Below are 12804 nucleotides of genomic sequence, written 5' to 3' on the forward strand. Positions count from 1 at the left end.
GCTCGCCCGCGGGGTCGGAGGCGCTGGCCCACCGATTCATCGGCTCGCCACGCGACGAGCCCGACCGACACCGAAGGATTGCGCAATGACCTCTCCGACAGTCACTTACGAGAAGCTCCTCGCGACCGTCACCGACCCCGACGGCCGGGTGATCTCGGATCCCGCGACGGGTGCGGAGGTCGGCCGGGTCCGCTTCGAACCCGTCACCGCACTCGACGCGGCCATCGGCCGGGCCCGCGCCGCGCAGCCCGAGTGGGCGGCGCGCACCGACGAGGAGCGCGTTGCGCTCCTCTTACGCGCGGCCGACGCGATCGACGCCGCGAGCGAGCCACTCGCAGAACTGCTTTCGCGGGAACAGGGCAAACCGCTCAACGGGCCCAACGCCCGCTTCGAGGTGGGCGCCTGCGCCGCATGGCTGCGTTCCGCGGCGACCACGCCGCTGCCCGGCGAAACCGTGGTCGACGACGATACCGCGCACGCGGAACTGCGTTACCGGCCGCTCGGGGTGGTGGGTGCCATCGGCCCGTGGAACTGGCCGATGATGATCACCGTCTGGCAGGTCGCGCCCGCCCTGCGCATGGGCAACACCGCCGTGGTCAAGCCCTCCGAGTACACGCCGTTGAGTGTGCTCGCGCTCGTCGAGGTGCTCAACAGCGCGCTGCCGCAAGACATTCTGCGGGCGGTGGCGGGGGCGGGCGAGCTGGGCGCCCGGCTCGCGAGCCACCCCGAGATCGACAAGGTGATGTTCACCGGCTCCACCCGCACGGGGCAGGCCGTCATCAAGGGTTCGGCCGATACCGTGAAGCGGCTGACCCTCGAATTGGGCGGCAACGACGCGGGTATCGTGCTGCCGGACGTGGATCCGCGCGCGATCGCCCAGGATCTGTTCTGGGGAGCGTTCATCAACACCGGCCAGACCTGCGCGGCCATGAAGCGGCTCTACGTGCACACCGATGTCTACGAGCAGGTGTGCGCGGCGCTCGTCGAGGTCGCGGCGTCCATGCCGATGGGCCGGGGACTCGACGAAGCCAATGTGCTGGGGCCGCTGCAGAATCGCAGGCAGTTCGATATCGTCGCAGGGCTCGTCGACGCGGCACGCCGGTCCGGTGCGACGCTGCTCACCGGTGGCGATCCCGATCCCGCCGCACCCGGAAACTTCTATCCGCTCACCCTGGTCGCCGATATCGACAACGACAACCCCCTGGTGTCCGAAGAGCAGTTCGGTCCTGCCCTCCCGATAATCCGCTACGACGACGTCGAACAAGCCATCGCCATGGCCAACGCCCTCGACGTCGGGTTGGGCGCGTCCGTCTGGACCAGCGACAACACCACCGCCCGCGCCATCGCCACCCGTCTCGAAGCAGGCACCGTCTGGATCAACTCGCACGGCGGACTCGACCCCCGAGTCCCCTTCGGCGGCACCAAGAAATCCGGCTACGGCCTCGAATTCGGCACGGAGGGCCTCAAAGCCGTCGCCGCACCCCAGATCATCAACGGCTGAACTGTGTCCGACCGGTTCCGCCGCTCGGCGGGATACGAACGGCCCGGAGGGCTGGGGTCGGTGGTGCGCCCGCCAGAGCATGGCGCCGATCTCGGCGTCCCAGCATTTGCTGGGCAACCCGGAGATCCACCTCGACGGTGATCGGGCGACCGGGCGGATCATGTGCTACAACGCGCTGCTCCTGCCGGTCGAGGAAGGCGATCCGGCGGTGACCTTGCTCGGCATGTGGTACATCGACGAATACGTTCGCACGCCCGGCGGCTGGCGCATCGCCAAGCGCGGGCAACAGCGCAGCTGGGCCCATGGCCTCCCCGAGGCCTTACGTTAGGGTACGGCTTATGGAGGTGTCGCCGGGCGGTCGTGAAGGTGCGGTGACACGGCGGTGCACAAGGCGGGTGCGCCGATGAACGAGGCAGCGAAAAAGCCCCGGCAACCGCGGATGGATTTGGCGGTGCGGCGCACGCAGGTACTCGACGCCGCGCTGGATCTGGTTGTCCGGCAGGGGTATTCGGCAGTCACCATGGAGGCCGTTGCGCGCGCCGCCGAGCTGGCCAAACCGCGCGTCTATGCCGCCTATCCCGGCCGCGGGCCGCTGTTGTCCGCCTTGTTCGAACGCGAGCGGCAGCGCGCGATCGACGCGCTCGGCGCGGCGATGCCCGAATTCACCGAGGAATCCGACTTCGCCGCGACCCTCGAGGCGGCAGCCCGCAACATGCTGCACGCGGTGGCCGCGTACCCCGACGGGGTCCGGCTGCTGCTCACGCCCGCCGACGACGCGCCGCCGGAGGTGCGCGCCCATGCGGCACAGGCGCGTCAGGTCGCACTGGACAATCTGCGCGGCCTCATCGCGTGGGACCGGGCGCGCGCGGGTGGCGTGCTCGGACTGGACGACGACCTGCTCGCCGAGTCCCTGCTCGCCGTCGGGGAGCACTTCGTCCGCCAGGCCGTGACGAATCCCGAAGAGTACGGGCCGGATCGGTTGAGCCGTTTCGTGGCGCACGCGGTCGAGATCCTCGCCGCGGGCCGCCGCGCCGTCGGCTGAACCGGCGCAACCACCCGGCAGCTCTGCACAATCCCCCTCTTGTTACGGACCCGTACTTATGTCACCGTAAGTACGGGTCCGTACTTAGCGTGGGAGTGACTATGGGGCACGAGAATCGCCAACCACCGGTCGTCGTCGTAGGAGCGGGGCCGGTCGGCTTGACCGCCGCGCTGGCGCTGCGCCGCCTCGGCTTGGAAGTGCTCGTATTGGAGGGCGAAGCGCAGGGTCGTCCCCGGCCCGGCAGCCGGGCGATCTTCCTGATGCCGTGGACGCTGGGCCGATTCAGCGAGATACTGCCCGGCCTGGGCGAACGGATCGGCGACGCCGGGATTCAGGTGCGCGGCGGTGACTGCTACTACGCCGGGCGGCGCATCTTCGACTTCCATTCCCCCGTCCTGCCCGCCATGACCCGGGGTACGAGCCTGCCGCAGACCGAGACCGAGGCGATCCTGTACGCCGAATGCGTGGCGCACGGCGTCGAATTCCGCTGGGACGCAAAGGTCCGCGACGTGCAGACCGACGCCTCCGGTGTCACCCTGACCCTGGCGAACGGCACGAAAGTGCGCACGCCCTATGCGATAGCCGCCGACGGAGCACGCTCCGCGGTTCGTAAGAGCCTCGGGCTACGCATGTGCGGCCACACCGACGATGTGCCGTTCATCATCGTCGACGTCACCGAACTGCCCGACGGATCCACGGCGTCGAAACCTGCGTTGTTCCATTACCGCACACCGGAACTGGGCGGCCGCAATGTCATGCACATGCCCTTCCGCGGTGGCATGCGTGTCGACCTGCAGTGCAGGCGCGGCGACGATGTCGCACATCTGGCCAGTCCGGCGGGCGTGCGCGAGTGGCTGCCGAAAATCCTCGACCCCTGGTACGCCGGCCACATCCGCTGGATTTCCACCTACCGTTTCCAGCAGGTGGTCGCCGAAACCTACACCGACCCGCGGCGCCGCATCCTGCTCGCGGGCGAGGCAGCGCATCTGTTCGCACCGTTCGGCGGCGGCCGCGGCTTGAACTCCGGCGTGGTCGATGCGACCGACGCGGCGACCGCCATCGCGAAAGCCCTTGCGGCGGAGGACAGCACGGCCGCAGCGGCACACATCGACGCCTGCGCGGACGACCGCCGCGCAGCGGGACGCTACAACCGCGACGCCGCGGCCGCCGCCCTCCGGTTGATGCGGGCCCGCGATCCGATCACCTTCGTCACCCGCGAGCTCGCCGGCCGGACAGCACCCCACTTCCCGCTGGCCGGCGCGTGGCTGGCGATGGTCCCGCCGATGGGGCGGCTGGGCATGCGCCCCGGCGCGACCTCGATCTATTGAACGCGCGCCGTTGCGCCCGCCGGTTCGATCCGGCCTACTACCGACTGTTCCCGGCCGCCAGGTCGAGGAGCATCTTCGCGGCGACCGTGGCACCGTCACCGCGGACGTCTCGGGCGACGGATTCGGCTCGGCTGCGGGTATCGGAGGTCAGGGCCGTGGCAAGAGCGGCGGACAGGGAGTCGACGGTAGGAGTCGAACCCTGGTGCGCCGCACCGATTCCCAGCTCGGCGATCCGGGCGGCCCAGAACGGCTGGTCGGCGATGTGCGGCACGATCACCTGGGGCGCGCCCGCGCGGGCGGCCGTCGTGGTGGTACCCGCGCCGCCGTGGTGGACAACAGCCGCCACCCGAGGGAACAGGGCTTGCTGGTTGACGTCGCCGACGACGAAGCAGTCGGCGTCGTCGTCGATCGGCGCGAGCTGCGCCCAGCCACGAGCCAGCAGGACTCGACGGCCCTGCGCGCGGACCGCCTCGATAGCGACCCGGGCGATATCCGTCGCGGTGTAGGACGCCATACTGCCGAAGCCCACATATACCGGTGGCGCACCGGCATTCAGGAAAGCTTCCAGTTCGTCCGGGAGCGGGCGGTGGTCCGGCAGGATCCACGCGCCGGTCTGCACCACGTCGAGGTCGATTTTTCCGGCGGCCGGGCACAGCGTCTCGTCGGCCGCGAGCCACGGCCGGTCGGTGAACACGTAGTCGCGGACGTTGTCGACCGGCGGCAGGCCGATAGCCGCCCGGTGCTTGTTGAGCGCGTCCCCGTACAGGGCGTTCACCCGCTCGGCGTCCTGCCGCCACAGCACCCGGTTGTCGGTCTCCCCGTCCGGCGACGGCGTGCCCGGCCGCCGCCCCGGCGGGAAGTGCTGCGACGGCAAGCCCAGGGTATGGAAGCACGCGAGAACATAAGGCATGCCCAGCTTTTCGGCCACGTCGCGGGCGCCTGCGGGCATCAGCCCGGTCGCCAGCAAGGCGTCGCAGCCTTCGCCGGCCGTCATCAGCGTTTCGAACCGGGCCGCGACCAACGCGGGAGCGAGCTGGAACGCGTCCTGCGCGGTCGGCGGTTTCGGGTTGGCGACGATCGAGTGCACCGTCGGACCGAGCGGCACCAGCGGCACGCCCGCCCGCTCCAGCAATCGGGCGAACTCGTCGTCCGGCGGCGCGCACACCCGCGCCTGCGCACCCAGTTCCCGCAACGCGACCGCCAGCCCCGCCAGCGGTTCGACATCCCCGCGCGATCCCCACGTCGTCAACAGCACACGCACTTCGCGATACCCCATTTCTGCAGGTTATGACTTCCGGCCGGTTATTCTGCGACACCACCCGGGCCTTGCCGCAAGCCCCCCGGTGCGATATATGTTGAAGAGGGAGGGGTTGAGTGTCTGCGCCGTCGGCGCACGAGCTAGCGGACCAGCGGTAGGAAGATCGTGTCGACGATCTCCTCAATCACCTCCGGCGCGACCGGTCGCAGCGTCATCATCGCCTCGGCGCGGAGCAGGTCGAAAGGTAATGCGGCGATGCGCGGCGTGAGCTTGGCGGGATCGAGCTCGCCCCGCTCGATCGCCCGCTGCATGATCTCATCGCGCCCCGAGCGGCGACCAGCGACGATCATCTCGCGCAGTTCGGCGAAACTGGATTCGGTCTCCGCGAAGTACTCCGCGAGCAGCAGGCTCAGCTGCGCCAGAAACGGTCCTTTTTCGCTCGCCGCAGTGAGCGTGGCGATCAGATCACCGCGCAGTGACCCGGTATCCGCCGGAGCTGCCAGCTGAATCACATTGCGGCGCACCACCGCCGCCTCGACCAGCTGCTGTTTGTCAGCCCAGCGCCGGTACAGCACCGGCTTACTCGTGCCCGCGCGCCGAGCAACGGCATCGATGGTCAGGTTCGCGTAGCCTCGCTCGCTCAACTCGTCCCACGCCGCCTCGAGGATGGCCGCCTCGAGCGCCTCGCCGCGCCGTCGTAACACCGCACTCCTTAGATCCTTTGACGTTTCTTATCGCGTAGCCTACTCTCGAAATTAAGAAACCTGCTCGTATCTTACTTGCGTGCGCGTCGCTCTGATGCGCGCCCGTATCAAGGAGTCCCTGATGCACCGGAGCGTGTCCGGAAGTACCGGCACCGGACTGCACTCGAGCTGGAACGCGCAGCTCATCGGCTTGGTGGCGGTACTGGCCCTGGTGAATTTCGTGGTCGATTCGGCCATCACCGCTCCGCTGCTCGTCCTGCCGGAGATGCTCGACCATTTCGATACCCACCAGGCGGCGTGGCTCAACGCCACCGCGATGCTGGCCGGCGTGATGTGGGCGCCGCTGCTCGGCAAGAGCGCCGATATCTACGGCAAACGCACCGTCCTCGTGCTGACGCTGCTCGTCAGCGGGGTGGGCGCGCTCGTATGCGCCGTAGCCCCCACCATCTGGATCTTCGTGCCGGGACGCATGCTACAGGGGGCGTCGCTGGCGGCGGTGTTCCTCTCCGTCGCGATCGTTCGCAGTGTCTGCGCGCCCCGGATCGGGATGATCATCGTGGGCATCGTGACCTCCGGGTCGGCGGTGCTCAACATCGCGTCCCGGTTCCTCATCGAGCAACTGGCCGTGCGTCACGGCTTCCAAATCCTTTTCCTCGTCTCGGCTTTCGTCGCGGTGGCGATGGCGACCTTCGTGCGCGGAATCGTGCCCGAATCCCTGGTCAAGACACCCGGCAGGATCGACATCGGCGGCGCGCTGCTGCTCGGCGGCGGTCTCGCCGGGGTGCTCAGCTACATCAGCCTCGGCTCGGATCTCGGCTGGCTCGCCGTCGGCCCGCTGGCGTTGCTCTGCGGCGGCGGCGCGGCGCTGGTCCGCTGGTTCCTGGTCGCGAATCGAAAGCCCGATCCCCTCATCGACATCCGGGATCTCAACGGCCCCTTGGTACTCACGCTGCTCGTCGTCTTCCTCGGCGCCGGTTCGTACCAGAGCATGCTTCAGCTCATCCCGCTCATCGGTGACGTCTCGGCGGATCAGCACCTCGGGTACGGACTGGCCGACCAGGGATCGGTGGCGCTGCTGCTCGCGGCGCCGGGACTCGGCGTGATGCTCGGCGGTCCGGGAGCCGGATGGCTTGCCGCGCGCATCGGGCCGGCGTCGACCTTGGCCGGAGCCATCGTGCTCGGCACGGCGGTGACCTTCGGAATGTTCCTCGGCGCTTCGCAATTGGCCGCCGCGCTGTGCTTCGCCTTCTTGCTGGGCGTCACGGTGGGCGCGCTCGGAACGGCCGGGTTCAACATGGCGGGCAGCTTGGCCGCGACCGAGCGGCAGGGCATCGTTTCCAGCCTCGTCATGGTGATGGTTTCGATCGGGTCGGTGGTGCTGAACTTCGTGGGCGCGGCCGTGCTCGACTCGACCACCGTGGTCGTCGACGGCGTGACGGTGAATTCGGCGACCGGTGTATTCGGCTGTATCGCCCTCGCTTCCGCCGCGTTCGTGATCGCCGCCGTGCTGTCTGTCGTCCTGGCCCGCAATACCCCCCGCTGCCCCGTGTGACCGTCTCGATTCAGGAGTTGAGCAATGAACTGTAAGACCGCATCGACAACGTCGGTCCTGGTGTCCGGGGCGAGCATCGCCGGTCTCGTCGTCGCGTTCTGGCTGCACCGCTACGGGTTCGCGGTGACCGTGGTGGAGAAGTCGGCCGCAGTGCGCAGCGGCGGATACCCGATCGACGTGCGAGGCACCGCGGTGGAGGTCGCGCGCCGGATGGGAATCCTGCCGCAGCTGCAGCGGGCGCATATCGAGTCGCGCCGGTTGACCTTTCGCAACGCCGACGGGACGACCGCGGCGGTGGTGCACCCGCAGGCGGTGGTCGGCGGGGTCGGGGGGCGTGACCTCGAGGTCTCACGCGGAGACCTGTCGAAAGCCATGTACGCGAAGGTCCGTGACGACGTGGAGTTCGTGTTCGACGACTCCGTCGCCACGCTCACCGAACAGGGGCACGGCGTCGACGTCACCTTCTGCAGCGGCGTCCAGCGCAGTTTCGACCTGGTCCTGGGTGCCGACGGATTACATTCGCGGATAAGGGAACTCGTGTTCGGGCCCGCGGAACAGTACCACCGCTACCTGGGCTACTGCTTCGCCATCTTCACCATGCCCAACACATTCGGCCTCTCACACGAAGCGGTCATCTGGAACACGCCGGGACGCGGTGCTGCGCTCTACGCGGTCGAAGACAGCAACGAACTACACGCCTTCCTCAATTTCGCGCACCCGATACCGCCGAGCGCGGTCCTGCGCGACCCCGCGGCGCAGAGTGAGCTCGTCGCAGCCACTTTCGCGAACGACGGATGGGAGGTCCCGGCCATGGTCGCGGCATTGCGCGACGCGCCCGATGCCTTCTTCGACACGGTGAGCCAGGTGCGTATGCCGTGGTGGACTCGCGGGCGATACGCCTTGCTCGGCGATGCCGCGCACGCCCCGTCGTTCCTGACCGGGCAAGGTTCCAGCCTCGCTCTCGTCGGCGCCTATATGCTCGCCCACTCCCTGGCCGCCCACCACGACCACACCGCGGCTTTCGCCGCTTACGAGCGCGGCCTACGCGGTTTCGTGGAACAGAACCAGGCCCTGGTCGGCGCGGGCGACGCCGCCCTCTTCCCCACCACCGCCGAAGCTCTGGCGAAACGCAATACCAGACTCCGCGGCCTCAGCACCTTGCCCCCGCAAACCGCCCGCTCCGCGCATACTGCCCTGACCCTGCCCGAACCCCTTCCCCGCCAACCGATCACCACACCTCGATGAGCGACGCACGGTCTTCGGCGCCGTTCACCGGACGACGACGCTCGTGGTCGTGACCGTAACCGGAGGTGGAGGTTTGGAGCCGGGCTCGTCGAGGATGTTGTAAGGGTTCATGGTCATGATGAAAACCAGGATCGCGAACAGCACCAAGGCGATCGGGATGATGACGCGATTGCGCTTCTGCTGCCGGATTTGGGCCGGAGACAGTGGCCGCTGCACCGACGGGGGCGGGGGCGGCACTCGAACCGGCGGTGGCGAATTCGGGACCGGCACCGGATAGCGCGACTCGGTCAGCAGTGCCGGAAGTATCCGGTCGAGCGTGCCCAGTTGGATCCGCAGCACCTCGGATTGGAGCAGCTCCAGCATCTCGCTGCGCGACAGGCGATCTCGGAGCGCCTGTGCGGCGGCCGCACCGTCGTCGGCGACCAGGCCGAGCGCGACGACACCGACCGGAATCGGCCACAGGTGATATCGGTAGGCCAACCGCCAAGCGACGCCGAGAGCGGTGGCACAGGTATCCGTGAGTTCGACGTTCGACCACGTCGCGGTGCCGCCGCGGGCCGGGTCCAGGACGAGTTTGCGCGTGATCGCCGCAATGTCACCGACGTCCAACCAGATCCGCGACCAACCGGTGGACATGTCCGCGCGCATCAGCGCGACGAGCAGCTCACGCGTATCCACCGGGTGCGGCCGTGCCTGCGTCCACGCCTCCCGCAGCGCGGCGATCACGGTGTCGTGCAACGCCACACCGACGAGCACCTCGGTCACCGCGCGTTCCCCACCTCTGTCGCCCCTGCACTCCGAACCTCACATCGTAGGAGTTGACCCGCCCAGGGGCGCGCCCACGGTTTCAGGGGCACTGCAACCACGAGCGCGGGGTCCGCCGTGCTCGTTACGAACCGAAAAGGCCGTGGCTCAGGACATTTCCGCGTGTTCATCGATGTCGAAGCCCAGGCGGACGTCGTGGTCGACCTGGCTGCCGGTGATGGTGACCTGACCGGTCACCAGCGGGTAGCCCCGGGCCTCGACGGTGTAGTCGCCCTCCGGCAGGTCGGCCACCGCGTAGCGGCCGTCCTCGTCGGTGTGGGCGGTGCCGACAATCGTGCCGGACCAGTCGAGCACGGTGATCCGGGCGTCGTACACCGCGCGGCCGTTCGCGCGCACCGTGCCCCACAGCATCGCCATCGGCGCGAGTTCGACGTCGAAACGCAAACGGCCGCTCTCGGGTACGGTCAGCGTCGTCGCGGTGGGCCGCATCCGAGCGGCGACCGCCACCAGCGTGTAGGTTCCGGCCAGCACGCCCTTGCAGGCGTAGCCGCCGTCCGCCGCGCTGACCGCCACCCCGACCACCTCGCCGCGCAGGTCGGTCACGGTGATCGTGGCCTGCGCCACCGGCTCGCGAGCGGCGGTGCGCACCACACCGGACAGTTCGCCGGACCCCTGCAGCGTGACGTCGACGTGGTGCGCACCGCCCTCGGCGACAGTGACATTCACGGCGGCGGGTTGATGCCGATTCGCGGAGACGATCAGGACGTACCCGCCCGGCGCGGGCGGCTCGATCGCGTAGTTGCCGTCGCCATCCGCCGACGCCCGCGAAACCTGTTGTCCACGTTGGTCGATCAGAGTCAGGGCCGCGTCCGGCACCGGATACCCGTCGTCGCGGCACACCCGCCCGAAGATCGTGCGCCCGCTCGACGCGACGAACTGTCCACTTTCCACGTCCGGCAGTTGCTGCACCGCAACGGTATTCACCGCGACGAGGGCAGGCGCCGGTTCGGCCCCGACCGGCTCGAGCTCGGCCGCACCGGACCGCTTGCGCGGCAACGCGCGCAGCTTCGCCCCCTCGACATCGATGTCGGGCAGGATGCGGTCGAGCCACTTCGGCATCCACCACGACGCCTTTCCCATGATCGCCAGCAGGGCCGGCACCAGCACCATGCGCACCACGAAGGCGTCGATGGCGACGCCGGCCGCGAGCGCGAATCCCATGGATTTCGCGGTCACGTCGGTTTCCAGCAGGAAGGAACCGAAGACAGAGATCATGATGATCGCCGCCGAGGTGACCACGCGCGCGCCGTGGTGGTACCCGGCGATCATGGCGTCGCGCGGCGACTTGCCGTGCACGAATTCCTCGCGCATGCGGGTCACCAGGAACACCTGGTAGTCCATGGCGAGGCCGAATACCAAGCCGATCAACATGATCGGCAGGAAGCTGACGATCGGCTGCGGATCGGCGATCAGGCCGAAGGTGCCCTCCTGGAAGATCAGGACGGTGGCGCCGAAGGTGGCCGCCATCGAGAGCAGGAAGCCGAGCGCCGCGGTGAGCGGGACCAGGATGGACCGGAACACCAGGATCAGCAGCACGAACGCCGCCCCCGCGACGATCGCCAGGTAGGGCACGATCTTGCCGAGCAGGACGTGGTCCATGTCGGCGTAGATGGCGGTGGTGCCGGTGATGCCGTATCGGATGCCGTAGCGCTCGCTCAGTTCGCCTTCGGCGGCGCGCGCATCACGCACCAGATCCTTGGTGTCCTGATCGTTCGGACCCGATTTCGGCACCCCGCTCAGCATCGCACCCAGCCCGTTCGCGCTGAATTGCGGTGTGGTGACGTAATCCATCTCGGGGAACTCCGCGAGCCGGTCGCGCAGCGCGGTGACCGCGGCCTTGCGCTCGCCTTCCGGCACCTGCTCCAGGTCGGCGGCCACAGTGAGAACGCCGTTGCTCCCCTCGCCGAAGCCGTTGGTCCGGATATCGTAGGCCTGCCGAGCCGTGGACTCGGTGGGCAGGCTGTCCTCGCCGGGCAAGCCCAACTGCAACTGGAGCGCGGGCATCGCGAGCGCCGCCAACGCGGCCACCGCGACGATCAGCGCGAGCCACGGCCGCTTGCCGATCAGTCGGCCGACCCGCATGCCGTTGGTGACGGAGGTGTCGTCCTCAGGGTCGTGTCGCGCGACCAGCGGCAGCTTCGGCTTGAACAGGAAACGCCCGAAAGCGCCGAGCAGCGCGGGCATCAGCGTGATCGCGGTGAGGACGGCGAAGAACGCGGCCACGGCACCGCCGAGACCCATGAACGTCAGGAAGTTCACCCCGACGATGCTCAGCGCGCCCAGCGCAACGATGACGGTGAGCCCGGCGAACACCACCGCCGATCCGGCCGTACCCACCGAAATGCCCGCCGCTTCTTCCGGATTCGCCGCGACGCGTAATTCGTGCTTGTACCGGGAGACGATGAACAGCGCATAGTCGATCGACAGCGCGATACCGATCATCGATGCCAGGAACGTCGTGAAACTCGGCACCTCGACGACCGCGGTGCTCAGCGAGATCACCAGCATCGCGGCGCCAAGGCCGACTATGGCGGTGACGATCGGCACGAAAGCCGCCATGATGGCGCCGAACGCGATCACCATGACGACCAGCGCCACCCCCATGCCGATCAGCTCGGCCTGCCCACTGGGCTGTTCCTGTTCGCGGGCGATGGACCCGCCGAGTTCGACCACCAATCCGCGCGCCCGGGCCGGGTCGGCCACGGTGTAGGCAAGCTGCCGCTGCTCGTCGGTGATGTCCATCGAGGAGGCGATGTCGAACGGCACCGTGAGCACTGCGACAGTCGCCGGAGCGTCCTTGCTCAGCACATTGAGCGGAGCGCCCGCGCATGCCGCGGGGTCGGCGGTGGTCAGACAGCCCATCGCCTGGGTGGCCGCGACCGGGTTCTGCAAAGCCGCCCCGGCCTTTTCGGCGACGAGCCGGTGCCGGTCGTCCCCGACCACCAGCGCCCGCAGATCGGTGATCAGCGCGTCGATGGCGGCACTGTTGTCCTTGTCGGTCAGCTTCGTCCCGGCGGGCGCCGCGAGCACGTAGGTACCGCTGACCGCGTCGATGCCGAACTGCGCGGACATGCCCGGAAACTGCTTGTCCAGAATCTCGGTCGCGCGTTCCGACGGCAGCGCCGGCATGCTGAACTCGTCGCTCATCGACTTGCTCAGCAGGTGCGAACCGGCGCCGAGCGCACCGAGGAGTACCAGCCATAGCGGCAGCACGATCCACTTGCGGCGGAAGGCGAACTTTCCCCATTTATAGAGGTATACGGACACGAACGGGCTCTCCTCGAGGTAACCGGGTTGTGCTGAGATCAGGGCCCGTACAGCACCTTCGCGGCCCGCTTGCATGCGAACA

The 12804-nt window shown here is 68.5% G+C and carries 10 protein-coding genes and 1 pseudogene; 6 read left to right on the forward strand and 5 right to left on the reverse strand.

The window, feature by feature from the left end; translation table 11 throughout:
- Nucleotides 1–85 precede the first annotated feature (85 nt).
- The 4 genes from TY25_RS29030 to TY25_RS29045 all read left to right on the forward strand — a co-directional run bounded on the left by TY25_RS29030 (nucleotide 86) and on the right by TY25_RS29045 (nucleotide 3871).
- Complete coding sequence (locus tag TY25_RS29030; RefSeq protein WP_042261314.1) at nucleotides 86–1501, forward strand: aldehyde dehydrogenase family protein; 1416 nt, start codon at nucleotides 86–88, stop codon at nucleotides 1499–1501.
- Between the two features lies 1 nt (nucleotide 1502).
- Nucleotides 1503–1829: a nuclear transport factor 2 family protein gene (locus TY25_RS29035; RefSeq protein ID WP_226887484.1), complete on the forward strand. Its 327-nt coding sequence runs from the start codon at nucleotides 1503–1505 to the stop codon at nucleotides 1827–1829.
- 75 nt (nucleotides 1830–1904) lie between these two features.
- A complete protein-coding gene (locus TY25_RS40850; RefSeq protein ID WP_146153965.1) occupies nucleotides 1905–2543 on the forward strand; it encodes a TetR/AcrR family transcriptional regulator in 639 nt (212 codons plus the stop codon).
- Between the two features lie 101 nt (nucleotides 2544–2644).
- The gene (locus TY25_RS29045; protein ID WP_042261317.1) at nucleotides 2645–3871 is read left to right on the forward strand and encodes an FAD-dependent oxidoreductase; all 1227 of its coding nucleotides are present in this window, start codon (nucleotides 2645–2647) and stop codon (nucleotides 3869–3871) included.
- A gap of 37 nt (nucleotides 3872–3908) precedes the next feature.
- Here the strand turns inward: TY25_RS29045 and TY25_RS29050 are convergent, their stop codons facing one another.
- Both TY25_RS29050 and TY25_RS29055 read right to left on the reverse strand, forming a co-directional pair.
- Nucleotides 3909–5147 carry a glycosyltransferase gene (locus TY25_RS29050; protein ID WP_226887316.1) on the reverse strand — a complete coding sequence of 413 codons (1239 nt, stop codon included), beginning with the start codon at nucleotides 5145–5147 and terminating at the stop codon, nucleotides 3909–3911.
- Between the two features lie 122 nt (nucleotides 5148–5269).
- The gene (locus TY25_RS29055; RefSeq protein WP_042261318.1) at nucleotides 5270–5833 is read right to left on the reverse strand and encodes a TetR/AcrR family transcriptional regulator; all 564 of its coding nucleotides are present in this window, start codon (nucleotides 5831–5833) and stop codon (nucleotides 5270–5272) included.
- A 121-nt stretch (nucleotides 5834–5954) separates the two neighbouring features.
- On the opposite strand from TY25_RS29055, the gene TY25_RS29060 reads away from it, so the two are divergent.
- A complete protein-coding gene (locus tag TY25_RS29060) occupies nucleotides 5955–7385 on the forward strand; it encodes an MFS transporter (RefSeq protein ID WP_042261378.1) in 1431 nt (476 codons plus the stop codon).
- 24 nt (nucleotides 7386–7409) lie between these two features.
- Nucleotides 7410–8630, forward strand: a complete 1221-nt coding sequence (locus tag TY25_RS29065) for an FAD-dependent monooxygenase (protein ID WP_042261319.1) — start codon at nucleotides 7410–7412, stop codon at nucleotides 8628–8630.
- 24 nt (nucleotides 8631–8654) lie between these two features.
- Here the strand turns inward: TY25_RS29065 and TY25_RS29070 are convergent, their stop codons facing one another.
- The 3 genes and pseudogenes from TY25_RS29070 to TY25_RS29075 form a co-directional block, all read right to left on the reverse strand.
- Nucleotides 8655–9395, reverse strand: coding sequence for a hypothetical protein (locus TY25_RS29070; protein ID WP_042261320.1), 741 nt, complete (start codon nucleotides 9393–9395; stop codon nucleotides 8655–8657).
- A 147-nt stretch (nucleotides 9396–9542) separates the two neighbouring features.
- On the reverse strand, nucleotides 9543–10379 hold the full coding sequence (locus TY25_RS44795; RefSeq protein ID WP_236639156.1) for an MSCRAMM family protein: 837 nt from the start codon (nucleotides 10377–10379) through the stop codon (nucleotides 9543–9545).
- Between the two features lie 27 nt (nucleotides 10380–10406).
- Nucleotides 10407–12722: pseudogene (locus TY25_RS29075) on the reverse strand (MMPL family transporter); the annotation flags it as partial.
- Between the last annotated feature and the right edge of the window lie 82 nt (nucleotides 12723–12804).

The sequence above is a fragment of the Nocardia brasiliensis NBRC 14402 genome, assembly GCF_000308475.2.
Taxonomy (GTDB): Bacteria; Actinomycetota; Actinomycetes; order Mycobacteriales; family Mycobacteriaceae; genus Nocardia; species Nocardia brasiliensis.

Bases quoted from the DNA above. Each gene is read 5' to 3' on its own strand.
- TY25_RS29045 (WP_042261317.1), top strand. From the start codon at position 2,645: ATGGGGCACGAGAATCGCCAACCACCGGTCGTCGTCGTAGGAGCGGGG.
- TY25_RS29030 (WP_042261314.1), top strand. From the start codon at position 86: ATGACCTCTCCGACAGTCACTTACGAGAAGCTCCTCGCGACCGTCACC.
- TY25_RS29065 (WP_042261319.1), top strand. From the start codon at position 7,410: ATGAACTGTAAGACCGCATCGACAACGTCGGTCCTGGTGTCCGGGGCG.
- TY25_RS40850 (WP_146153965.1), top strand. From the start codon at position 1,905: ATGAACGAGGCAGCGAAAAAGCCCCGGCAACCGCGGATGGATTTGGCG.
- TY25_RS29050 (WP_226887316.1), bottom strand. From the start codon at position 5,147: ATGGGGTATCGCGAAGTGCGTGTGCTGTTGACGACGTGGGGATCGCGC.
- TY25_RS29060 (WP_042261378.1), top strand. From the start codon at position 5,955: ATGCACCGGAGCGTGTCCGGAAGTACCGGCACCGGACTGCACTCGAGC.